The 23,214-nt window shown below is 43.3% G+C and carries 20 protein-coding genes; 5 read left to right on the top strand and 15 right to left on the bottom strand.

Going from position 1 to position 23,214, the window contains the following annotated elements:
• Window positions 1-35: 35 nt before the first annotated feature.
• Both BJP34_RS03385 and BJP34_RS03380 read right to left on the bottom strand, forming a co-directional pair.
• On the bottom strand, window positions 36-2,033 hold the full coding sequence (locus tag BJP34_RS03385) for an AAA family ATPase (RefSeq protein ID WP_070391125.1): 1,998 nt from the start codon (window positions 2,031-2,033) through the stop codon (window positions 36-38).
• A 641-nt stretch (window positions 2,034-2,674) separates the two neighbouring features.
• Window positions 2,675-3,556 carry a GNAT family N-acetyltransferase gene (locus BJP34_RS03380; RefSeq protein WP_070391124.1) on the bottom strand — a complete coding sequence of 294 codons (882 nt, stop codon included), beginning with the start codon at window positions 3,554-3,556 and terminating at the stop codon, window positions 2,675-2,677.
• A 1,168-nt stretch (window positions 3,557-4,724) separates the two neighbouring features.
• On the opposite strand from BJP34_RS03380, the gene BJP34_RS03375 reads away from it, so the two are divergent.
• Window positions 4,725-5,129: a hypothetical protein gene (locus BJP34_RS03375; protein WP_083304976.1), complete on the top strand. Its 405-nt coding sequence runs from the start codon at window positions 4,725-4,727 to the stop codon at window positions 5,127-5,129.
• A 47-nt stretch (window positions 5,130-5,176) separates the two neighbouring features.
• On the opposite strand, the gene BJP34_RS48305 is transcribed toward BJP34_RS03375, so the two are convergent.
• Window positions 5,177-5,308, bottom strand: coding sequence for a hypothetical protein (locus tag BJP34_RS48305; RefSeq protein WP_267876468.1), 132 nt, complete (start codon window positions 5,306-5,308; stop codon window positions 5,177-5,179).
• A 64-nt stretch (window positions 5,309-5,372) separates the two neighbouring features.
• On the opposite strand from BJP34_RS48305, the gene BJP34_RS03370 reads away from it, so the two are divergent.
• Complete coding sequence (locus BJP34_RS03370; RefSeq protein ID WP_070391123.1) at window positions 5,373-5,621, top strand: hypothetical protein; 249 nt, start codon at window positions 5,373-5,375, stop codon at window positions 5,619-5,621.
• A 309-nt stretch (window positions 5,622-5,930) separates the two neighbouring features.
• On the opposite strand, the gene BJP34_RS03365 is transcribed toward BJP34_RS03370, so the two are convergent.
• Window positions 5,931-10,817 (bottom strand): hypothetical protein, encoded by a 4,887-nt coding sequence (locus BJP34_RS03365; protein WP_070391122.1) that lies wholly within the window; start codon window positions 10,815-10,817, stop codon window positions 5,931-5,933.
• Between the two features lie 37 nt (window positions 10,818-10,854).
• Window positions 10,855-11,034 carry a hypothetical protein gene (locus BJP34_RS35955; RefSeq protein WP_149030767.1) on the bottom strand — a complete coding sequence of 60 codons (180 nt, stop codon included), beginning with the start codon at window positions 11,032-11,034 and terminating at the stop codon, window positions 10,855-10,857.
• A gap of 193 nt (window positions 11,035-11,227) precedes the next feature.
• Between BJP34_RS35955 and BJP34_RS38580 the strand changes: the two genes are divergently transcribed.
• Window positions 11,228-11,431, top strand: coding sequence for a hypothetical protein (locus BJP34_RS38580; protein ID WP_149030766.1), 204 nt, complete (start codon window positions 11,228-11,230; stop codon window positions 11,429-11,431).
• A gap of 74 nt (window positions 11,432-11,505) precedes the next feature.
• On the opposite strand, the gene BJP34_RS03360 is transcribed toward BJP34_RS38580, so the two are convergent.
• The 10 genes from BJP34_RS03360 to BJP34_RS03310 all read right to left on the bottom strand — a co-directional run bounded on the left by BJP34_RS03360 (window position 11,506) and on the right by BJP34_RS03310 (window position 21,004).
• Window positions 11,506-12,852 (bottom strand): ATP-binding protein, encoded by a 1,347-nt coding sequence (locus BJP34_RS03360; protein ID WP_070391121.1) that lies wholly within the window; start codon window positions 12,850-12,852, stop codon window positions 11,506-11,508.
• Window positions 12,853-13,441: 589 nt separating this feature from the next.
• Window positions 13,442-15,100 carry a mucoidy inhibitor MuiA family protein gene (locus BJP34_RS03355; RefSeq protein WP_070391120.1) on the bottom strand — a complete coding sequence of 553 codons (1,659 nt, stop codon included), beginning with the start codon at window positions 15,098-15,100 and terminating at the stop codon, window positions 13,442-13,444.
• Between the two features lie 452 nt (window positions 15,101-15,552).
• On the bottom strand, window positions 15,553-16,215 hold the full coding sequence (locus tag BJP34_RS03345) for a Na(+)/H(+) antiporter subunit B (protein ID WP_070391118.1): 663 nt from the start codon (window positions 16,213-16,215) through the stop codon (window positions 15,553-15,555).
• Entirely contained in the window at window positions 16,215-16,886 is a 672-nt protein-coding gene (locus BJP34_RS03340; protein WP_070396465.1) for a DUF4040 domain-containing protein, read from the bottom strand. Before BJP34_RS03340 ends, BJP34_RS03345 begins: the two co-directional genes overlap by 1 nt.
• Window positions 16,887-16,893: 7 nt before the next feature.
• On the bottom strand, window positions 16,894-17,172 hold the full coding sequence (locus BJP34_RS03335; RefSeq protein ID WP_070391117.1) for a monovalent cation/H(+) antiporter subunit G: 279 nt from the start codon (window positions 17,170-17,172) through the stop codon (window positions 16,894-16,896).
• A complete protein-coding gene (locus BJP34_RS03330; protein WP_070391116.1) occupies window positions 17,169-17,420 on the bottom strand; it encodes a hypothetical protein in 252 nt (83 codons plus the stop codon). The genes BJP34_RS03335 and BJP34_RS03330 overlap by 4 nt, the downstream gene beginning before the upstream one ends.
• The gene (locus BJP34_RS03325) at window positions 17,417-17,806 is read right to left on the bottom strand and encodes a Na+/H+ antiporter subunit E (protein WP_070391115.1); all 390 of its coding nucleotides are present in this window, start codon (window positions 17,804-17,806) and stop codon (window positions 17,417-17,419) included. Before BJP34_RS03325 ends, BJP34_RS03330 begins: the two co-directional genes overlap by 4 nt.
• Window positions 17,803-19,239: a cation:proton antiporter gene (locus tag BJP34_RS03320; RefSeq protein ID WP_070391114.1), complete on the bottom strand. Its 1,437-nt coding sequence runs from the start codon at window positions 19,237-19,239 to the stop codon at window positions 17,803-17,805. The genes BJP34_RS03325 and BJP34_RS03320 overlap by 4 nt, the downstream gene beginning before the upstream one ends.
• Window positions 19,236-20,672, bottom strand: a complete 1,437-nt coding sequence (locus BJP34_RS03315; protein WP_070391113.1) for a cation:proton antiporter — start codon at window positions 20,670-20,672, stop codon at window positions 19,236-19,238. The genes BJP34_RS03320 and BJP34_RS03315 overlap by 4 nt, the downstream gene beginning before the upstream one ends.
• Window positions 20,669-21,004 (bottom strand): cation:proton antiporter subunit C, encoded by a 336-nt coding sequence (locus BJP34_RS03310; RefSeq protein WP_070391112.1) that lies wholly within the window; start codon window positions 21,002-21,004, stop codon window positions 20,669-20,671. Before BJP34_RS03310 ends, BJP34_RS03315 begins: the two co-directional genes overlap by 4 nt.
• 203 nt (window positions 21,005-21,207) lie before the next feature.
• Here BJP34_RS03310 and BJP34_RS03305 point away from each other — a divergent pair, with 203 nt between their 5' ends.
• Both BJP34_RS03305 and BJP34_RS48300 read left to right on the top strand, forming a co-directional pair.
• Entirely contained in the window at window positions 21,208-22,452 is a 1,245-nt protein-coding gene (locus BJP34_RS03305; RefSeq protein ID WP_083304975.1) for an ATP-binding protein, read from the top strand.
• A gap of 235 nt (window positions 22,453-22,687) precedes the next feature.
• A complete protein-coding gene (locus tag BJP34_RS48300; protein WP_267876467.1) occupies window positions 22,688-22,813 on the top strand; it encodes a hypothetical protein in 126 nt (41 codons plus the stop codon).
• The last annotated feature ends 401 nt before the right edge of the window (window positions 22,814-23,214 follow it).

Genomic DNA, 23,214 nt, shown 5'->3' with positions numbered 1-23,214 from the left:
CTCCCGATTGACTCAACTGTCTACATCTATCGATTCTAAACTAGATTGATACCTATTTGATGACACGCCCTAGACTTCTTAAGTTTTTTGGCTGACTTTAAGCTGCTGATTAATGTATCGAACTGCTGATTCGAGACCAACAGAGCTTTTGAGGATTCAATTAAGTTACTAATTTCTGCTTTTTGCTTTGCTCTCCAGTTCATCCCAGCCCAAAACAATAATAATGTTAGCATTGGAGCAGCGATTAGAGTTATGACGTTTGCTTTATTAGCAGCTTGGCGTGCCTTTCTTTCCTGCTCTAGCTCTCGCTGTCTTTGTTCTTCTTTTTCTCTTTCCTGGCGATCGCGCCATTCAACACTGGCATCAATAAACTGATTGGCATCCTTACTAAACCCACCAAGGACTGAATTAAAGGTATCGTTTTTTCTAAGTTCTAAAACCTGATCTAACTTAGAACCACTCCAAAGGTCCTCTGCATCCTTGTTTGTCTTTTTCCATTCTTCTACATCATCGTTTAGCCGATTGCAGATAGCGATCGTCTGACTATTCTCATTAATCCAATTTTCCAGTTGCGTCCAAGACCTAAGCAACGCTTCATGGGCAATCTCAACTGTTGCTGCTCCTTCTTCCCCTTGACTAACCAGAAGGCGCTTATCAATGAGTTTTTCCACTGCATTTTCTTTAACAGCACCATCCTCAAAAATCGACTTCTTGGCTCTTCTATTAGTAGATTTTCCATCTACATGATTGACTAATGTCAGGAAAATTTGCTTGGCTGCTTTCTGTTCCTGTTCGTCAAGCTCCTCATATATCTTATTTGCTTGCTGATTGAGCGCACCAGTTACTCCACCCAGTTCTTCATAGGTCTTCGTATTCAGGACTCGGTCTTCAATATTATCATTTTCCCACAGCAGATTAAGGGTGTATTGTAGGAGCGGCAGAGAACCAGCCTGTTTATTAAAATCATCGGTAATTAGCTGAACTAGACCTTCTTCAAAACTTACACCATTTCGATGGGCTGGCTCAGTGATGGCTGACTTTAGCTCACTATGGTTCATCTTGGTGAGCATCTTACTGTGCTGATCGTGGAGATTTCCAAGATCAGGATAGGTACTGAATCTGTCCAAAAAATCAGCCCGCATCGTTATAACAATCTTGACCGTGCTATCCTGCTCTTGTATAAGTCGAACAAGGCTAGCAACAAATTTATCACATTCTGACTTTTGAGTCCTCGTAAACAGTTCTTCAAACTGGTCAATAAATATCAGCCAGGGCTCATCCTGCTTCAGGGATTTGACAACCTTAACCAGGGTATCCTCTTCAACCTCCTTAGCAATCTTCGATTCTGATTGTCTATATTGATGAGAAGTGAGAGAGATATACAGAGATTCAAAGGGATTTTCATCTGGCACAACAGTAATATTGGTCAATGAACGCCAATTATTTCTTAATTTAGGAATTACCCCCGCTCTAATTAAAGATGATTTACCGCTGCCTGATGCACCTAAAAGCAAGAGGACATTATTTTCTTCTAAGTGTTCTGTTAATTTACTAATCCAGTTATCGCGTCCGAAAAATTTAGCACTATCTTTTTCATCAAACTTGTTTAATCCTAAATAGGGAGAAGCTTTAATAAGAGTTAGAGACTGAGTTTTACTCTCAGATTCGGTCTGATAAATAGTATTAGTGATATTAAGCGTTCCTGTATTTTGTCCAGCAAAGCCCAAAACATCACCTTGAGTGGTTGCCTGAGAAGTGTTTTGGGTGCTCACTTCCTTTTTCGGTTTCTGTTTATAGTATAATAAAGTTGTTTTCAAAAAAACCTTAATTTTTTGATTCTTAATTTTAGTATCAATCAAGTTTAGAGAATACTGATAAATCTGCTCCAAAGCATTTTTAACGAATGTTCTTCCCTTATCTTTGGCAAAAGTAACCGCAAGAGTAGCAACTCCAGTAAGAAGAATAGAAAAAAATGAAATAGGTTCTATAGAACTAGAATCCATAGAAATCGGATCCATCGAAATCAGGTTCATGGTTGATCTTCAATTATTTATATTTAATTATTACTTGTTATATACTGGACTTTAGACTAAATTTTGGGCTTTAAAGAAACTTCATAAAAAGTAATTAGGAATTGAAAGCCATGGCTCAAGCACCAAAGAGCGTTTGAGATAGTCTTGGGCGATTTGATTATTTGTCTTTTTTGCCGAGTTTGGATTATGGCTGCATTATCCAAACTCTTCAACTCGTCTTGCTTACACACAATTCCCTCATAGCACTGCCAATCGACAAGTGCCTTAAAAATTGCTGTAATGACTATTTCTCAAGGGTTTCAGTTTAGTAAGTTAATCTGACTACTGTCGTTCGGCAAGTTTCCGGTGAAGGATAATTAGCCTAAACTCGATTAGTATATAGTGTTGGGATTTAGGTTGTCAACACAGTAATTAGTGAAAAAGACAAAAGGCAAGAGTAACGGCTGCATCTCAATGCATGCTGTTTGAACCTGTGGTGCGTTACGGGACGGACTGTCCCAATACTTACTGATAAAATCAGGGCGAGTCCGTCTTATCACGCACCCTACCCTAAATTCTTAATTCTTAATTCTTAATTCTTAATTCTACATTCTTAATTCTACATTCTTAATTCTACATTCTTAATTCTTAATTCTTAATTCTTAATTCTTGATTTTTAAAGAAGAGCGATATATCCCTATTTCAGCTTGATTTATTCTTTGAAAAGCAGCTTGGTAAAGAGCATTGCCGAAACTATCATTCAAAGGAAACAGACCTTTAACCACTGACTTACCTAAAGAATAGGCTAATTTACATAATTCACAGAGAAGCACTGTCAAAATTTCTGGCTCTCCATGAAGATAACCAATATAAAACTCTTCCTCTGAAAGTTCCGAGTAGGTTTGAATAGCTATACCTCGTAATTTTTTATTTTGTATTAATCCGAAAACTTTTCCCCCAAGCAAACATTTTTTTAATAACTCAGGAGTAATAGTTTGACAAGTAATAATTAATTGTGTGTAAAAAGGTGTTTTTTGATATAATAAACTTTTGTTAATTATTAAAGACCAAATTTCATCAAAAGCTTTCAGATCTAATTGAATTAATTGGTTGGTTGATGAAGCAATAGGATCAGCTTTACAAAGACTAGAAATATCTATTTTTTTATCTCCTCGTCGAGAGATAATTTTCAACATTAGTTCATTGTCAGACAAGACACAGTAACGTAATATAGGAACATTTACTTGAGATAAATACTTATTTGTATGTGCATCTAATAATTTAGATAAACCTCGCCGTCTATAGCGACGATCTACTCTCAAAGCACTTAGCCACGCTTCCTGTTTTGACAACATAACGATTTCTTGCATCGCCACAGGGATATCATCAAGAGTAACTACAAAAACTTTTCTGTCAGGATTGTTAATTCGTTTCTCCAACACTAAGTGCATGTAATCGTTTTGATTTTCCCAGGTATATTGGCAAAAATCCAAGATAGGTTCTACATCTGAAATTTGAGCTAAGCGAATCTGGAATTCAGTCATCTATCTTTATGCTGTGGGTATCTTTACAGGTTCGGTTCGTTAGTATAGCGCTACGCTTAGCGTCAGAAGTCAGAAGTCAGAAGTCAGCTATGACTTACGTTTCGGAGTTTAGGAGCGATGCAGCAAGGGAACAGGGGAGGCAGCGCCGCCAAAGGGGGTCCACCCCATGAGCGACTGGCGTGGTTTCCCCCACTCGCGCTTTGCATGGCTGACAATGTCAAACATCTTAATCCGTAGTTCTTAGGATACAACGAGTTTGACAACATTTCCTAGGGGGGCGGAATTATACCCAGAATCAGCAAAGCCACCCGGAATCAAACCCTGCGATGGTTAGGGTAGAGGGCGGGCAAGTTACAAAATATGGTTACTTAGTTTTTGCGATCGCTGAATTTTTGGTGTTGCTGAATTAAGGAATGAATGCGTGATCATCTGGTTTTGTTAAAGCCCCCGTTGGTCCCCCAACTTTGGGGGACTTTAAGAGTTTTGTTCCCCCCAAAATTGGGGGGCTAGGGGGGCAAAACCATACCCAGAATCAGCAACGCTGAATTTTTTCCTGCTCAGCAATATGTTTGTATCTAAGAGGTAAGCCATCACAACCGATCCGGATAAATACTTTCTCTACTCATGGCTTCATCACTAAGCACAGGAATATCTCGACTCTTATGACTGTCTACCCATGCCTGAAATTATGCTGACCATTCCTCATGGGTTGACGTTTCATAAAATGAAGCCGAAGCTGAATCATATTTATTGAGATAGTTTAATCATTTTGACCCCATTAATAAATCCTTGAATTATCTAGTTACTAGTCCTGATTATTTTATCATATTTACTCGCATAATTTACATCAAAATAATTTTTAAATATCCCTTAGATTGCCACATTATTATCTCTTATGACTACTCCATGATACCTAAATTATAGTACTAATTTAATTCCTAAAAAAACTGATATTTTTTATAAATAACCTCCCAATTTATTCATTTACTTAAATTTGTAAATTAATGTTAAAAGTTTATGTTTTTATTGACATTTTCCGGAATATTAGTAATAATAAAAATGTCCGATATTTCGATAATATTTATGGACAAAAAGCCGCGCTTTTCACGTCAACCAAGAAGCGCGGCTTATGTCCCCAGTCACAAGCTATGTGTGAGGTAATTCCATCATGCCAGATAAACGATCTAATGATCATCTCAATCATCTGATTAAGTGTCAGCGAGCCCTAGACCGCCTTGCCCAAATTGCCAGGAGCCAATCCACATGGGAACATGCTTATCCTCGTCCCATCACCGAGCGAGAAGAAATCTTGATCTACCTATACAGCAACTGCCGACTATCCATGACCCCCCAGGAGTTTTATTGGAAATGGCAAGTTAAGCAAGAAGACATGGCTAACATCTGCTGTCGCTCAAGTTACGCTGTCAACAGCTGGCTAGCCCAAGGTGCTCGCTATAAAACTCCTTCTTCCGATTCCTTGCATCATTTGGCCTTAATGGATTTTCTATTAGAAAATTTCGAGGCCATTCCAAAGGAGTTATTAAATCAGCTCTGCTCAAAAGTTAAAAGTTGAATAAGGTTGTTATAATTAAGAATGTAGAATTAAAAATTAATCTTTAATTATAACTCTCCCTCTCCCGTCGGGAACTTTCCTTCCGCAGATTCGTCTAAACCGCTAAAGCTACGATATTCTACACTCACAAAATTTCCTGATCTGATCCACAAACCTAGGAAATATCCTGATCTGAGCATCAATCTGGGATAAATGTATATATGAATCGAGTTGGAATTAGCAGAGAACCCACGGAGTCCACTTATGAAACGTTACAAAATTCTCGCCCTTCTAGGGATGACAGCAGTATCGACAATCACTGCTAGTCAGGTTTTGGCTATGGAGACAGCTTCCTGGAACTTAATCACCGAACCTGACTCTACTAGCAATAGTCTATTGGAGGATATTTCATTCCTTAAATACACTATATTTGATACCGCTGCTGGCGCTAGAGAGCCTCAAGATGAAGATCCTAAACCGCCACGCTACGACATGCCAGAATCCGGATTTTAGTAAAGTCCGCTCCAGCTAGAAATTGATCATATATAGCAGTTCTTAATTGGGTGAGTTACACAAGTTGTGGGTTTTAGGGAGTAGGAAGTAGGGAACAGGGAAAAAATCTTGGCGTTGCTGAATTAAGGAATGAATGCGCGATCACCTGGTTTTGTTAAAGCCCCCTAAATCCCCCAAATTTGGGGGACTTTGATAGTTTTGTTCCCCCCAGAATTGGGGGGCTAGGGGGGCGAAACCATACCCAAAATCAGCAACGCCAAAATCTTGTGTACCTCATTACTATAAGAACTGCTATATATTCCAGCTAATTTATTCTTGCTCCTCAATTCCCTCACAGAGTTCTCTGTCTTTTTGGTTGACGTCCGGATTATTGTTCAGATAATTACTTAGCTGATCACAAGCAGGCTTGAGTAGGGAATTCACATCGTTTAATTGACTGTAATCTAAATTCCAACTACTAACCCGATTCGCTGCGTTAATCGAGACTAGGGTTTTACCGTCTGGACTGAAGTTCACAGACTCCACACGTTCAGAACCCTCGGTTAACGTTCTGATTAAAATTCCATTGGGGTCCCATAGTTTAACTGTTCCGTCCTGACTGCCAGAAGCAATAATGTTTCCTTTGGGGTGGAAACTGACATCATGAACAGTTTTTGTATGCCCCACTACTTTTTTATACTCGAATTCCTGCCAGGAGATGTCTTTACGACTCCAGATGTCTTTACGACTCCAGATGATCATAAAACCACCAACAGCACCTGCCACAATCCGCTTACCATCGGGGCTGAAACTAACGGAGGACAACCTGCTAGGCCCAGTAAGGGTATACATTTGTTTTCCGTCCTGGTTCCAGAGTTTGACCGTGTTGTCATTACTGGCAGAGGCAATTAACTGACCATCGGGACTGAAACTGACGCGATTTATTGCCTCTTTATGTCCCGCTAAAGTACGTAGCAATTTCCCTTCCCTGGTCCAGAGTTTTACTGTGCTATCCTCACTCGCAGAGGCAATGATTTGACTATCAGGACTGAAACTAACGCTATAAACTCGATCCCTATGCCCCTCTAGAGTAAGTAGCACTTTGCCCTGGCGATTCCAGAGTTTCACCGTCCTGTCATCACTGGCAGTGGCAATTAACTGACCATCGGGGCTGAAATCAACCCCATTCACAAAATCCTGATGTCCCTGGAGGGTAAGTTCCTTAATCTGCTTCTTGGGGTTCCAGAGTTTGACCGTGTAATCATTTCGACTACCAGAGGCAATGATATTACCATCCGGGCTAAAACTAGCACCATAACCATAGACTGTATAGGTGGTAGGTTGGAAAACCTCAGGTAAGATTCGCTCAAGATTCCAAAGTTTGATAGTGAAATCAACACTAGCTGAGGCTAGCATCTTACTGTCAGGAGTGAAACTAACCTGATTGATAGTATTTTGATGACCAGGAAGGGTTGAAATTGGTATACCCTTACCAGTCCAGAGTTTTATTTTTCCGTCACTAGTGCCTGAGGCAATCCACTCACCATCAGGACTAAAGCTGACGCTGTTGATCGCATCATCATGTCCTGCTAAGGTTTTCTCTAACCTTCCATTACGGTTCCAAAGTTTCACGCTCTGATCATCACTAGCTGACGCAATGGTCTGACTATTGGGACTGAAAATTACACTCCAAACAGCCTTGTCATGCCCTTCTAGAGTTTTGATAAATGTACCGTCACTACTCCAGAGTTTGACAGTTTTGTCTTTACTAGCTGAAGCAATTAATTCTCCATCATTGCTAAAACTAACGCTCAAAACAGCATCATCATGTCCTTCCAAGGTTTTGATCAAAGTCCCATCACGGTTCCAGAGTTTGACCGTTTGATCACCACTGGCTGACGCAATGGTCTGACCATCCGGGCTAAAACTTACCCACTTCACCCCCTTACCATGTCCTGTTAAGGTGTTAATTAAGGTGCCATCCTGATCCCAGAGTTTAACGGTTTCGTCTTTACTGGCTGAAGCAATGATTTGATTATCAGGGCTGAAACTGACGCACCACACTGTATCATCATGTCCTTTTAAGTTCTTAATCAATTCACCATCACGACTCCACAGTTTGATAGTTTTATCAGAGCTAGCTGAGGCAATGAGCTGATTATCAGGACTGACACTAACACTCAAGACACTACCTTTATGTCCCTCTAAACGATTGTGTTCTTGGGTTAAATTTACTGCTTGCCAGAGGTTAGATAAAGTCTCTTTTTCAATGTCTGATTTTGCTATTTTATGGTTTATTTTTTTACCTACCTTAATACTGCTTAAAAGGGCATCAAGCTGATTTTCTTTCACAACACGAGAGAGCTGATAGTCAGCGTTGAGTTTAGCCAGGGTCGCCTGTCTTTGGTAAAATTTTTCCGATTGCAACTGCCAGATTACAATAGCTAGTATAGTAATCACCACGCTAAATCCCCCTAACCCGGTCAGCAACGATTTCCGAAGCCGTTGTCGCGCCTCTCGCTCTTTTTCAAGTTCTGCTCGTTCTTTTTCAAGTTCTGCTCTGATGTCAGCTTTAAGTTCGGCTATGATGTCAGCCCCTTTTCTTTGTCGAATGAAATCTACTAGATAATCATGGACTAATTGATAGCGATTACCATAAAATTCTCTTAACAGCAGCACTAAGCCGGATTTCAAAAAAATTTCCAACACTAAATCTAATCGTTTTAGCTCTGTTTCTACATCAGCCGCCAAGGCTTTTAATTCTTTTTCCAAATCATGGCGAGTTTTGAGGGGGCGGGTGTTGTTTTCATCTGTTAGCAAGTACAACACTAATTCAGCAACCCGTTTGTTCTCGGAACCACAGGCTTCCACTACTTCTTCTAAGTATTGGTTGACTAATTCAGCTTTTGGGTTATCTCCTAGGTGTTGATAGTGTTCTAGGGTGGTAATTTGGTTTCGTTCCAGTTGCGCCCCTACCACTTGCAACTCAATTGGTCGAATCTCTGCTAATTCTTTCCCTAAATCCGCCACTAATTTATCAATCAGTGCTTGCTCTAGGGGAAACTGAGCTTGCTCCGTTAAGCGTTGAAGATATAATTTGGCATCTGCTGGGGTAAGATTACCCAAGTGAAACAGAATCCTCTTATCTAAAATATTGTTATTAATAACCTCTAAATCGATTCCGAACTTATTACATTCCAACAGCCAATGTAAATAATCCTCTCGCATAGACAAGATTACCTTTACATAAGGAATATTCAGACAGTCTCGCAAAAATTCATAAAAACCTCGCCTCTGGTTGGGGTTTGAGCAAACGGATAAAAACTCTTCAAACTGGTCAAAAATTAAAACAGTAAGCAAATTTTTTCTACTATTTTTGCGCAACTGCTCAAGAATGAGGGCGGTTGAATCAAGGTTACCAGCCACAGAGGTTAAATGTACTCTCTTATCCAGAGTCTTTGTTAAGGATTTGCCTAGTGCTTGAATCCAATTCCTATAAACTCGCTGCAAAACCGGTAATACCCGACGGGTATTAATGGTTTGCCGTTCTAATGCTGGTATTAATCCCGCCTCAATCATTGAGCTTTTCCCCGCCCCGGACTGTCCATGAATCACAGTTAGTCTAGAGCGCTCCTGTTTCATGCGCTCAATCAGGCCATTAACATGGTGTTCCCTGCCAGAAGCCGCAATTTCTGGCGCTATGGTTTTTGAGCACTCAACCGTTGCTAAAACTGGGTTAGTTACCTGCTGCTTGGGCTGCAATCGACCGGCACCAATGAATGCCCGAAACCCAAACCGGCTCTCAATCCCCTGTTGGACTTGTTTAATATTAAAGGCCTTGAGATAGTCCCCTTGTTGGCAATAGACCTGATGTAATTCCTTCAAGATACCAATATAAAGTTCTGGATCATAGTGGGGTTTGGTTTCTGCTCTAGCGGTTTCCAAGTTATACAGTGCTGCTTGTAATTGACCCAGATGTTTTTGCGTCCGCATAGTCCCAAGCAGTGCTCGTCCCAAGGAAAATAAATACCAACCCTGGGCAAAAGACTTGTGCCAGTCTAAGAAAGTTTGTTGTTCCGGTGAGGGATTGACTATCTTCTCTAATGCGGTTGAGCTCAGAAAAAGCGCTTGTTTGGAATACTCTTGCGCTTTTTTAAAGGCTGATTTGGCTAGGGCTACTTCAGCCAAAAAGCCATAAGCTCGTGCCATTCTGAACGGATCAGAATAGGTTTGATGGAGCGCCAAGGCTTTTTCGGCAACTGTCTTTAACTGCTCCCAATCTGACTGCCGCTGAAGTGTATCTCCCCAAAAATTAATATATTTGGCAGCTAAGTCGAGGCGGTTAGCCTGCTCAAGACCCTCAACCGATTCCTGAAAATAAACTTTTGCTTGTTCACAAGCTTGCTCCTTCTCAGCTTGATGCCACAGTCCATAACCAGCCCACCACAAGCCTAAACAGAATAATACATGTCCACGGCGTTCCCGGTTATCGGTTTGTTTCCACAGAGCTAAACTGCGCTGATAATGCTGTCGAGACTCTTCTTGAGAATTATCAGCCACTCGACCCAGCACAAATTCCAAACTGGCTTCTAACTCAGGGGCTAAGGCCACTCCCCGCTTTTCCAGCTCCTGTCGTGCTGACTGTAATTCAACATAGGATGCAGAGCCTTTGTTTAAATTCAGAGTACTACTGTGCAAAAACTCCGTTTCACGGGAGGCTACCACCTTGGCAAACACCTGATCAGTGGTTTGCTCAATAAAGTGAATTAATTGACCGCTGCTAATCAAAAACTCTACACAGCTTGACCAACTGTGGAAATCTGGCACTGACCGAATTAGCATTTGCAGCAACTTATCCGTCACCCACAACACCAGTGGAAACCGAAAGTTCCGAAACTCTTCCCGGATCTGGTTGGTTGCTGTCAGCACTTCCTCAATGCAACTTACTGAGTCTATCCCAGATACCATCAACGCCTCTGGCTGTTGCAGACCTAGCTCTTCCACAATAGTGGTATAGAGAGTTTTAACCGATTGCTCTAAGACCAGCTCCCTGATCGGAATAGAACATTGCTCCTGCAACTGCTCACTAATTTCTCTCCTCAATACCCCATAGTTACCAACCGCCAAAATCAAGGAAAATTCTCCCTGAGAAAACGTAATCAGTCGGATTAGTTCTCTGAGGGAATCTTGGTTGTGATTTGCGGTTGTATCTGGCATTAGTTAGACTATTTTTAATTTTGTGAGGTACAAAAGTTTAGGGAGTAGGGAGTAGGGAGTAGGGAGCAGCGGATCTGGGAACAGGGAGTAGGGAGTAGGGAGCAGGGAGCAGGGAGTAGGGAGTAGGGAGTAGGGAGTAGGGAGTAGGGAGTAGGGAGTAGGGAGTAGGGAGTAGGGAGTAGGGAGTAGGGAGTAGTAAAAAACCTGTGTACCTCATTATCATGATAATTTTTATCACTTGATTCACGCCCTTGAACCAGACAGGAAGTCATTTAACCGAGTAATTTCAGGTACAGGTTAATGCTAATAAGCTGTTGTGCATTTAAACTGTATATAGCCGTTTTAATCCTAGTGAGGTACACAAAATTTTTGTCCTTTTCCCTCTATTCCCCTCCTGGGAGGGGTTAGGGGTGGGTTCCTGTTCCCAGATCCGCTGTTCCCAGATCCGCTGCTCCGAAGTCCCTGCTCCCTGCTCCCTAAAAACCATAAATTTGTACCTCACAAATCGTAGAATTGCTATATTATTGAAATTAATTAAAAAAGTGGTGCGTTACGGGGTGGGCTATTTCAACCAGGCGCGAAGAGGCGGAAAATTAGGGTTAGCCCACCCCTAACGCACCCTACGCAACTGATAGCTGATAGCTGATAGCTGACAGCTGATGGCTGATAGTTGATATTATATTGAGCTTCAATTCAACTCTTTGGCATCAGCTAACACGGGATTGATATTATACCAGCATCCGTGACCATTACAATACTCAAACACAAACAAACTCTTCAACAGGATTTGGTATTCCTCCTCACCCCTGACAGTTTTGTGTTCAGCCACATGTCTGAGCAATTCCCACTCATCCGGTGTAATTGCCCTGCTCAATTCATTGCGACGCTGACTAATCACACTGTCTAGCAACTTACCAGATAAAGGCGGTTCGTCTTTCCTGAGGCAGTTCCGGAGCAGCACCAGCAAATTCCTGACATGACCCCCACTAACTAGACACAGCCGATCCAAGGTCTGTGGGCTATCAAACACTTTTGTAATTAAACTGAGCCGTTGCTCTGGCTCCACATCTGGGAAGGCTCTGGCTAAGACCATCTCTCGCAGCAAAGCAATTCCGGCATCACTAGGACTACCATCTGGTTCTTGTACCTGTACCATCGGTAACAGTAGGTGCTCACAACCAAAGCGATTCCTGAGGTTTTCTTGGTCATTGGAAAATGCCAAAATCAGGGGAATGGTGTAGACCACATGGCATTTGAGTTGATTAAGATACTCCCCCTGGTCTACAAACAAATATTCTGGCTGATTGCGTTGCCCTGACTTAGGTTTATTATGGATCCGGTCAAGATTATCCACAATCACCACTAGTCCAGCTTTACCCTGCTGTTGCAGCTGCTGTTGAGCGGGTTCAATCAGTTCTGTATTAATCGCTTCTACAATATTGTTGACCCGTGGCTCTAGATGTTGTCGCAATAGGGAGCGAATGTCCTTAGAATTCTTAGCTTTGGTGGTAATTTCTCCAATCCCAAAGGCTAGGGAATACTCGTCCTCTTGTGAGCTGAGGCCAATCTCACCAAACTCAGGAACGTTGACTTTTAACCCGGTCACCTCGGAGTTTAACAACTTAGCCGCCCCTTGCACTAAGGATTGGAAGCGGGTAGGTTGGAGTTTAATTTTAGCTTCCTCCAGACTTTGAATCACTTGACGAGCAATGGTCAGCAAAATATCACTGATCTCTACATCTGCGAGATCCAAGTCATTAGAGGACTCAAAATAAACGACATGATATCCCTGTTTTTCTAATTCCCGTTTCAATCGCGATAACTCCGTAGACTTGCCACAGCCCATGTGTCCGGTAAACAACTGACAGGTGGGCTCATCTTCTGAGAAGCTAATGGTGCGTCTGAGTTCTCGAATAATATTGCTGCCCCGCACCTCAGAAAAATCAATGTAATATTGTTGGTCTTCAGCCTTGCCCAGATTCAGGGTTTTACTGGGATTACAGACCCGAAAAAATCTGCCGAAATTCACTGTCATTAAACTTCCCCCCGGTAGACTAATTGACTTTTGTCAGATGGCACCCCGATATCTGCCAGATCGACATAGCTGACAACTAGAGGCTGCAAACGGATATACAGCCTCTATATATATCGACTTAATAGCTACACATTATGCAATGGACATTTTCCCTTAATTGCAACAAAACGTAACATTATTCCTAATCCTGATGCTATATGATGCAATAGCTGCCCAGAAAGTTGCCTGAAATGTCATAAATGCGATCCTCCCTTCATACTCCCTACTTCTAGTGTGGCTCATCAGTCAGACTCTTAGCAGTACCCGATCGGGTACCTTGGTTTTAGGGAATAGGGAGTAGGGAGTAGGGAGCAGGGAGCAGCGGATCTGGGAACAGGGAGCAGGGAATAGGGAACAGGGAACAGGGAACAGGGAACAGGTAATAGGTAATAGGTAATAGGTAATAGGTAATAGGTAATAGGTAATAGGTAATAGGTAATAGGTAAAAAATACTGTGTACCTAATAGCTATTAAAAACGCTGTATCAAATTACTTTTGAAATACTAAAATTATCCTGTAATAAGACAACCCAGAAAAATCAGTATCCCAGCTAAATATCTAAACCAATCACTTTTAACTCAGGGGAATGTTCAATGATAAACTGATAATATAGCTCTTGCTTATCCTGGGCTGATAAATCAAGTTTCCATTCTAGCAATCCCATCTCACCGGTCTGTATTTTGGGATTAGTCTGAGTCAGCCGCACTTTGATTTTTTCATCACGACTCACTGGCAACTGTTCTTTTACTACCAACGTTTTTTGCTCACTTTGCAAATTAGTAATTACGAGTCGATAGGCATAAGTCGTGCGGCGCTGGTTGCCAATTAATTTCTTATCAACTTGACGCTCCACTAAATCCCGCTCAATTTTAACTCCCTCATCTATCCCTAAGTTTAGCCTGAATTCTTGTCCTGGTGCAATATTCTCCAAGTTAGTTGTACCAACAAAGGTTTGATCACGAAAGATATTCCCTTTGCCTGGTAACAAGGTTGCACCAGTAACAGGATTGGTAACAACAGTTTGTAGGTAGGCGAAGCTAACTAACCGAGGCATGGCAAGATACTCAGGATTACTAGGATATTCATCACTGAAAATAGTCACTTTGTGCGGGGAACCATCACTGGGAATATTGCTGTTACCATCTAACTCAAAAGTAACCACACCTCCTTCTGTGGATACTACTGCTACCACTGTTTGGGCAGCAACTGGTGCTGGTGCTGACATGGCTTGGAAAGCACTACGAGTTGTCAATGCTTCCGACTCATCCTCATAGTCTTGATCTGGAGATGATTCTGACATTGACTTAGACATTGCCCTACTCTTTTCCCTTCGCAAAGCTCGGATAGGTTGTTGGTCTAGTGCCTGAATGTACCATGGTTCCAGCTTAGGGGGTAGGGTTCCCAGTCCAGGCTTAGCCGTCGAAAGAGTAAGGCTAACGTTAGACCAATCTTCCCCAGTGTTTTGTTTGACTTGTGCCAGGTAGCTCAGATTTATGCGATCGCTACTGCTGTTGGTGCGCAAGTCGTAAAGTGGTATCCAACTGGCACGATTCACTACATAGGAGACTTCTAGGTCAAAATCCACCGCCCCCTCTGCTGCTAAGGTGACAATAATGCTCAAGCTCTCCTGGGGACGGGGCGTTTTCAACTGTTGTAGCTTAGCTTTCAGAGCATTTATTTGCTTTTGTAACTGTTGCTGTTGTTCTTGTTGTTGAGCGATAGCGATCGCATCTGCATGGTGACGCTGCTCCAGAAAGTTCAGAAATTCACCTGTTTCCTGCAAGCCAATCTGTTGTTGGGCAATACTGCGGGAAAAGTGTTGGACAGCTTTATCACTCAAAGCCTCCACAAAATTCCGTGCTAGCTCCTTTGACGCCTGCTGGTCTTGGAGGTGGCGTTTTTGTTTTTCCAACTCCTTGATTTGCCCACTCAATTGAACAACTTGTTCCCCCACTGGTTCAGATTCAAAGACTTTTTCTGTCCGTACTCCCAATAATCGCACAACCCCTGTACCAGTCCCTGTTGCTCGCACCGACTCAGTTTCGATGGTCATCGGTAGCCGAGGGATTACCAGTTCTTGCTCTTGCCCAGTCAATGAGACTTTAGTCCGCCGCGTCACCCTTGCCTGGTTGGAGTAGACGGTCACTTGGGAGATTCGACTTTCTACTGTCAGGCTGGTATCTTCTAAGGTCGTGTCTGTGTTAACCATGATGATATGTATAGCAGTTTTTAATTATGTGAGGTACATTTTTTTGTTAGGGAACAGGGAACAGGGAACAGGGAACAGGGAATATATAATTTTTCAAAGGGAATATATAAGAGGGAACAGGTAAGATTTAAAAAATCTGTTGCACCTCATTAGACTAAAAACTGCTAGAGTAAAATTATCTGAGGTATCATCTTTATTGAACCTTACTAGCTTTAAAACCGCTATACCATAGTAGTTATGCTGAGGAGATCACAAGCAGCATGCTTTGCCTTACTGGGTGTGGGTGAATGGCTGTAAGTAAAAATACAGCGTTTTTCATAACTATAAGGTACACAGGATTTTTGTTCTGTTCCCTGCTCTTTTCCCCCCTTATTAAGGGGGGTTAGGGGGGATCGCTGGTCCCTAAAACCCATAATTTTGTACCTCATTAAATTGAAAACCGCTGTAATCGATCATAGCAATCCCCGATGATGAATGAAAACCAAAATAACTGCCCACGAACCCAAAGCTACTTTTACTGCAACCAGGATGTTGAGTAAGGGGATGACGATACCGCTGACCAGTGTCTGCAACTCCCCGTGGGGTAATTCTACTCCTGTCAACGTTATAACCGCTAGTACAATAAAAATCAAAACTGAAACCTTTTCCCACCTAGCAGCTTGCCAGCGTTTGTAGATTGCCTGCATCCACTGGAATGATGAGGTGATGGCAACCAGACCGATTGCGGTTCCCCCCGCCACCCCAGCCGCAAAACCACCTCCTGGACTCAGATGCCCCCGAATCGCCAGCTCGATACCTACCAACGCCGCAATCGTCGCTCCCAGACGCGCTAGAACAATTGATGGTTTATCGGTAAATTGATAGATCGTGCAGAAGGGCTTTTCATCGGCCAGTAGAAATTTAGCTCCCATGATCGCGATCGTAAATACCACCACTTCAAAGATGGTGTCATAGAGCCGATTCCGGAAAATGATACCCGAAACGGCATTGGGCACTCCAGTATCTTGTACAACGGATTCGACGATAGACATATCTGATAAGTCTGCCGCCGGATTGGGCAAAACCATAAATTTGACGTACAGCGCTATCCCTGCTGCAATGTAAATCCATTTCATTAATGATCTTTCCCTGCCTCTGGTATATTTACATAAGTTAGGCTTGTCGCCGATAATGAAAGTTCACTTTGCATGATTTCATAGAGGCGTTGAACCCTGGTCTGGGTGTGATAAGGTAGGGTTTCATACTCTTGCCCTACCTGGTCTTGATCATCCTCTGGTGATGCCTTCTGGGTAGCTCCTGGAGCTAATTCCCTCTGGTCCTGCTCAAAGAGCCATCCCTCATCTTCGGTACAGGTCCCATGGACTTCTTTTGCCAACAGCGCCCGGTGCAAGCTATCCCTATCTGTGTAGGTTACCAGCTCAAGGCGCATATAGTGTTTGTTCAGAATTGTGCGTAAGTCATTCATCAGTTCCCCAAAATCCGGTTTGGTCTTGCCCTCTGGTAAAGACTCTCCATCTGCCTCAACTTCCCAGTCTTGGATCACTCCAAGACGCATGGTTAAGGATGAACGCACCGCAACCGCATAGAGGGTAATGGCTAGCATTGTACCCACCAATGCTTCGGTCAAAGCAACATCCGCTGCCCCAAACATGGCATAGACCAAAGCCGCCACCGCTCCCAGTATGCCTCGGATCACCAGAGCATTGTATGGATTGACCTGAAATACCAGCATCAAGGCGGACAAAGGCAGCAGGGCGGTTATGATATAGATATAGTTATCAGTGATATAGTTATCAGTCATCGTCACCCCCACTACTGGAACAGTAAGCCAACACATATCCCAGCACTGTATTCCAGATCGCTAAGGAGATAATGGCGAGAATCAGCAGCGGCCATTCACTGGGTATCTTCAGGAGCAGCCCGACGATGATACTCATCGAGCCGAGGGTATCTGCCACTGAAAGACTATGTAGCTTGAATAATACTGATCGCTCACCGATCAGGGGAAAGGTTCCCCAAAACCAGAATAGGATTCCGACACCTATGCAAGTGTAACTCAGTGCATTAATCATACATCACTCATTCGTTTAATTACGTGTGCCAGTAACATTAATCCAGCATTCCCCACACTCAAGATGATCACTCCGACAACACCGATCATCCAATCATCGCGCAAGACAGATACCATCAGGATCATGATGGATGTCTTGGTGGCAATACTGCCAAATGCCAACATTTTTTGCCAAATATCATCATCTTGCCAAGCCTCATAAATAGGGATGAGCAGAGCCAGAATCATGGCAATCAGGATCAGTGTCATCGCTTTCTCCTCCGTCTAACCCGGTGAACTTCGTACCTACCATCTTGGTGGTATTTCAACACAATGGTTTTTGGTGTAAAGGTGATCAGGAATATATCCAGGAATATTAGCCCAGGGGTCCGTTGGGGTTTGACTCCTTCCATGATCACATCTTCGTGGTTATGGGGACGGAGCATGATTTCAAATGCCTCAATATATGCCTGGGGAATCGCCACTATCACTTCACCGAGCACCCGCAGCCAATCCTTTAAGGCTTCTGGGGTTTTGGGGCGTCCCGGTAATAAAAATGCGATCGCAATGCCAATGATGATATTTGGCAGACTCAGATTAGCAGTCAGCAAAAACCAGATAACCAGTCGTAAAATTAGATTTAGATGCCCAATCATGGAAACACCATCCAGAACAATAACACTAACATCAAACTCATCACCCCAATTAGATGGTCAAATTCCTCAAGCACACGGGGCAGCTTGAGTACAGATCGTTTGAAAATCAACAAATATGCGAACCATCCCAGGCCAATGGTTGCCAGGGGTTTGATAATATTGGCAAAATTATATGCCTCGTAGTACACACTATTGACGGCAATCACCCCACCGAGCAACAGTATCATCGCTAACCAAAAATTGGCCTTTACCTGCCCTTGGCTGCCATCCCCATGGGGCAGAAAGATGAATTTACCAAAGCATGTTGCCGTTCCTAGGGCAGCAACATTCATACCGATAACTTGCCAGGGCACTATATTCTTCAGAGTCAATACTTTCGCCCCAAAGCCAGACAATAAGGGAAAGCCGGAAATTGAGAAGCTAGCTATAGCCAGGGCAATCCAAATTGGGGTATTAATCCGCTGATGTTGCAGTTCATTGAGGTTACGGCTGGGCAAAACACCCGCGATCAAAAAGAGCGCTGATTTGACCAAACCATGGGTCAGGGCATAAAAGCCCCCCACTTCTGGTGAGGCGAGGATAAAGCCTAACTGGGAAATCGTGCTAAAGGCGAGAATACGCTTGGTATCCTTTTCAAATAAGGCATAGGTTATGCCCAGAAGCGCTGTACCCACTCCAAATATCCTGACGATGGGATCAAGTTCCTCCACAATCAGAGCACAACGCAACAGTGGAAAGACTCCCGTTTTGATCACAACTCCCGATAGCAACGCCGACACTGGGCTCTGAGATTCGGAGTGGGTTAAGGGTAACCACAATCCTGATACAAATATTCCCCCCTTGACTAATAGTCCCAGAAAGATCAGGGCAAGGGCTTCTGGAGGTGCTCCCCGCAACCCTTCAAAGGCAAAGGAATTATTGGCCTTATAGACTAAAATTGCGCCGACCAGATACAACAGCATGGCTGTATTGCTCACAAAAAGATAGCGCAAGGCTACCCAAATTGAGCGGTCGGTTCGGGGATAGGCAATCAACAGAAACGCAGCAATACTGATTACTTCTAATGCTACGTATAAACTGATGAAATCTGCACAGATAAATACGGCATTGACACTGCCATGTAAGATAATGGTTTGGGTATAAAAAAAAGCTGTTTTACCACTTTGCCAACAGTAGAGGATGACTGCTGCCGTTACCAGCCCATTGGTTAATATAAAAAAGGCGCTTAATTGATCAACTAGTAATGTGACACCGAAATTATCCAGCAGCTGTATAGTTAATGGCGATTTTGCCGTAAGCAATAGCTGTGTGCCATATTCAACCGAAAAAAGGGCAACCCCTAGGGCGAGGTATCGGTCAAATTTGGGGATCAGATAAATGCTGAATCCCACAAATAGCGGTAGAGCAATCCAGGGAATCGTAATGGTACTCATGGAAACACCATCCAGAACAGTAGGATTAACATCAGACTCATCATCCCAATCAGATGGTCAAATTCTTCAAGCACACGGGGCAGCTTGATTACAGATCGTTTGAAAATCAAAAAATATGCCAACCACCCAAGGGCAATGGTTGCCAGGGGTTTGATAATATTGGCAAAATTATATGCTTGGTAGTACACACTATTGACGGCAATCAGCCCACCGAGCAACAGTATCATCGCTAACCAAAAATTGACCTTTACCTGCCCTTGGCTGCTATCCCCATGGGGCAGAAAGATGAATTTCGCAAAGGATATGCCTGTTCCTAGGGCAGCAACATTCATACCGATAACTTCCCAGGGCATTAGATTCTTCATGGTCAACACCTTCGCCCCAAAGCCGGACAATAAGGGAAAGCCGGAAATTGAGAAGCTAGCTATAGCCAGGGCAATCCAGATTTGGGTATTCATCGGCTTATGTTGCAGTTCCTTGAGGTTGCGGCTGGGCAAAACACCCGCGATTAAAAAGAGCGCCCCTTTCACCAGGCCGTGGGTCAGGGCATAAAAGCCCCCTACTTCTGGTGCGGCTAGGATAAAGCCTAACTGGGAAATGGTATGAAACGCCAGCATACGCTTGGTATCTTTTTCAAACACGGCATAGCCTACTCCCAGAAGCGCTGTCCCCACTCCAAATATCCTGACGATGGGATCAAGTTCCTCCACAATCAGAGCAAAACGCAACAGTGGAAAGACTCCCGTTTTGACCACAGCTCCCGATAGCAATGCCGACACTGGGCTCTCAGATTCGGAGTGGGTCAAGGGTAACCACAATCCTGAGACAAATATTCCCCCCTTGACTAACAGTGCCAGAAAGATCAGGGCAAGAGCTTCTGGAGTTGCTCCCCGCAACCCTTCAAAGGCAAAGGAATGATTGGCCTGATAGACTAAAATTGCGCCGATCAGATAAAACAGCATGGCTGTATTGCTGATCAAAAGATAGCGCAAGGCTACCCAAATTGATCGGTCGGTTCGGGGATAGGCAATCAACAGAAACGCAGCAATACTGATTACTTCTAATGCTACGTATAAACTGATCAAATCTGCGCAGATAAATACGGCATTGACACTGCCATGTAAGATAATGGTTTGGGTATAGAAAAAAGCTGTTTTACCACTTTGCCAACAGTAGAGGATGACTGCTGCGGTTACCAGCCCATTGGTCAAGATAAAAAAGGCGCTTAATTGATCAACTAGTAATGTGACACCAAAATTATCCAGCAGCTCTAAGGTTAATGGCGATTTTGTTCGAAGAAATAGCTGTGTCCCATATTCAACCGAAACCATAGCAACCCCTAGGGCGAGGTATCGGTCAAGTTTGGGGAGCAGATAAATGCTGAATCCCACAAATAGCGGCAGGGCAATCCAGGCAATGGTAATGGTACTCATGGGGTATTATTCTTCTCGATCTCGTTGCTTTCCAGGGTGGGATTGTCCCGTGCCAGTTTCATAACACCTACTAGCATCAAGGCTTGAATGGAAAAGCCGATCACAATCGCTGTCAAGATCACTGCCTGGGGCACCGGATCTGCGTAAGCCCTATTTTCGACGTTTGAAAGAATAGGTGTGAATAAACCATCTCGGGATGCCACCAACACGTAATAGGCAATCACCCCCGTGCTCATGATATCCATAGAGATGATTTTCATAACCAGGTTCTTTTTAAGGATGATGCCGAAAAATCCGCACAATATTGTGGCAAATATGAATGCTTCTAACACGGGTTTTTGCCTATTGGGTAAGGGTTGGTGGTAATTATCTTTATACAATAATACTGTCGAACAGTGCTATAAAATATATAGCACGTTTTAATAGTGCTAGGAACTATTGACACTATTGATAAGTTCCAAGGTACACCATAGACTCATCCCACACCAAGGTTTTGGTTTGAGCTTGGGATTTGGAAAAATACGGGCAATAGCACATGACAGAATCCACTCATGGCAAATCAATGGTTAACCTCAGCCCTGAGGATGCCAGCGATACAGTTGGGGGCTTGGCAACTAGTGAAGGTGTGCCGCCGAAGGATTTCTACACTTGGGATCGGGATGCATTAGCCGTGAATCTTTTGGATTTATCAGTACCATTTGAATTGGTTGGGCGGCAAGCACAATTCCAGCGCATCGCTCACGTTTTAGCCCGTGATGGCAACGTGCTGATTGTGGGAGTGCCCGGAAGCGGACGGCGGACTTTGGTAAGGCGGGCGGCACGGGAAGTTGGAGTTAAAATCCTGGAGGTTGACTGCATCCGGGTTACGGATGGTCAGCGCTTTGTGCAACTGCTGTGGGAGAGCATAAACCAGACGTTTCCAATGGCAACAGTTCAAGCTCTAATGGCAGATTGGATTGAAGGTCAGGCAGCGGAATTATTTGTCCTGAAGGATGAAGGCAGTGGCACAGAGGGACTTAAACCGGTTCGGATCCAGAGCAAAGAGCTGCAACGGAAAGCATTTGAAGCATTACTCGATCTTCTGCAAAGGTTAGCTGAATCTGAGGGGGAACGGGTAGTGTTGATTTTGGAAAGTTTCCCCCACATCCGCTCTTGGGATCGTCATGGGGTGTGGGAAAAATTTTTGCGGAAACAGATCGAGGGTCAGACTCAGGTGAGTTATGTGCTAGTGGCAACGATCGCAGAAACCAGCATTTATCCCCATGAACCAGGGAATAATTTGGAAATTGTGCAGCTGGCTCCTTTAGCTAATGATGTGGTTGCGGCTTGGGTCACTGAAGTTTTGCATACCCAACGGCTGACCTTCGATCCGCGATCGCAAGCACTGGAAATCTTTGTCAATGCCGTGCAAGGACACTTCGGTGATGCTTCGGCACTGGTGCGACGCCTCAAGTCCGTACGAGTGTCTGACGGACTAATTCGTGATGGCCATGTTCAGCAGGCCATCCAAGAACTGCTAGCCGACTTATCCATGGTCTTCGAGTCATTACTGATGCTGCTTCCAGCTAATCAAGCTCATCTGTTAGAATCCCTCGCCCTAGACCCTACCGACAAGCCACAAAGTCGAGATTATATTCAGAAGCATTACCTATCAAGAGGGGGTTCTCTCCAAGGAGCGATCGCTGGATTGCAGCACAAAGGTTTGATTTATGGCTCCGAGCAAGGCTACCGACTCGCTTTACCTCTGTTTGCTTTGTGGCTTTGCCAGCGTTTAAGTTGATCTCAAATTTAGTAGACCTCTTGCAAAAGTATTTTTCTGATAGTGTTTACCTCAATTCTTGTCCACTGTTCCCTGTTCCCAGATCCGCTGTTCCCGACAACTGCCGCGAAGTCTAGTAGATGCACCTCAAGTAGCGTGACCTACGGTCAATCGCACAATGTATCCTCAATGTCTTCCCTGACTTCTCCACTGAGGCAACAATCCCTATTTATCCAATCCACTATAGTTTTTATAAATGAAATGTAAACAAGCATTACAGTTTTTGACATTACCAAAAATCCCTAGATACTTGATTAAGTATTACCTCTTGCCTCTTGCCTCTTGCCTTTTCCAAGGGCGAGTTTGTTCACAAATCAAATAGAAATACTATAGTTTTATTTAATTTTTTTTGCTTTAAGGATAGTTTTCAATTTTTGTCAAGTACATTTTAACTAAAATTTATATCAGCTTACCCTTGCCTCTTGCCTTTCCCAAAGGCGAGTTTGTTCACCTATCAAATAGAAAGGCTATAGTTTGACTTGAGTTTTGTGGCTTACACGATAGTTTGGGATTTTTGTCAAGTACATTTTAGAGAAAATTTAGATTTATATCAGCTTACCTTTGCCTCTTGCCTTTCCCAAGGGCGAGTTTGTTCACCTATCAAATAGAAAGGCTATAGTTTGACTTGAGTTTTGTGGCTTACACGATAGTTTGGGATTTTTGTCAAGTACATTTTCAATAAAATTTAGATCAGCTTACCCTGACTGTTTTGGATAGGGGGAA

This window comes from Moorena producens PAL-8-15-08-1 (assembly GCF_001767235.1).
Taxonomy (GTDB): Bacteria; Cyanobacteriota; Cyanobacteriia; order Cyanobacteriales; family Coleofasciculaceae; genus Moorena; species Moorena producens_A.
Note: the sequence above shows the minus strand (reverse complement) of the source record. Positions and strands in the feature narration are given on the sequence as shown.

Bases quoted from the DNA above. Each gene is read 5' to 3' on its own strand.
- BJP34_RS03380 (WP_070391124.1), bottom strand. From the start codon at position 3,556: ATGACTGAATTCCAGATTCGCTTAGCTCAAATTTCAGATGTAGAACCT.
- BJP34_RS35955 (WP_149030767.1), bottom strand. From the start codon at position 11,034: ATGAGGTACACAGGTTTTTTACTACTCCCTACTCCCTACTCCCTACTC.
- BJP34_RS48300 (WP_267876467.1), top strand. From the start codon at position 22,688: ATGAAATGTAAACAAGCATTACAGTTTTTGACATTACCAAAAATCCCT.
- BJP34_RS03315 (WP_070391113.1), bottom strand. From the start codon at position 20,672: ATGAGTACCATTACCATTGCCTGGATTGCCCTGCCGCTATTTGTGGGA.
- BJP34_RS03360 (WP_070391121.1), bottom strand. From the start codon at position 12,852: ATGACAGTGAATTTCGGCAGATTTTTTCGGGTCTGTAATCCCAGTAAA.
- BJP34_RS03335 (WP_070391117.1), bottom strand. From the start codon at position 17,172: ATGATTAATGCACTGAGTTACACTTGCATAGGTGTCGGAATCCTATTC.
- BJP34_RS03325 (WP_070391115.1), bottom strand. From the start codon at position 17,806: ATGATTGGGCATCTAAATCTAATTTTACGACTGGTTATCTGGTTTTTG.
- BJP34_RS03375 (WP_083304976.1), top strand. From the start codon at position 4,725: ATGCCAGATAAACGATCTAATGATCATCTCAATCATCTGATTAAGTGT.
- BJP34_RS03305 (WP_083304975.1), top strand. From the start codon at position 21,208: ATGACAGAATCCACTCATGGCAAATCAATGGTTAACCTCAGCCCTGAG.
- BJP34_RS03330 (WP_070391116.1), bottom strand. From the start codon at position 17,420: ATGACACTGATCCTGATTGCCATGATTCTGGCTCTGCTCATCCCTATT.
- BJP34_RS03320 (WP_070391114.1), bottom strand. From the start codon at position 19,239: ATGAGTACCATTACGATTCCCTGGATTGCTCTACCGCTATTTGTGGGA.
- BJP34_RS03345 (WP_070391118.1), bottom strand. From the start codon at position 16,215: ATGAAATGGATTTACATTGCAGCAGGGATAGCGCTGTACGTCAAATTT.
- BJP34_RS03370 (WP_070391123.1), top strand. From the start codon at position 5,373: ATGAAACGTTACAAAATTCTCGCCCTTCTAGGGATGACAGCAGTATCG.
- BJP34_RS48305 (WP_267876468.1), bottom strand. From the start codon at position 5,308: ATGCTCAGATCAGGATATTTCCTAGGTTTGTGGATCAGATCAGGAAAT.
- BJP34_RS03355 (WP_070391120.1), bottom strand. From the start codon at position 15,100: ATGGTTAACACAGACACGACCTTAGAAGATACCAGCCTGACAGTAGAA.
- BJP34_RS03385 (WP_070391125.1), bottom strand. From the start codon at position 2,033: ATGAACCTGATTTCGATGGATCCGATTTCTATGGATTCTAGTTCTATA.
- BJP34_RS03365 (WP_070391122.1), bottom strand. From the start codon at position 10,817: ATGCCAGATACAACCGCAAATCACAACCAAGATTCCCTCAGAGAACTA.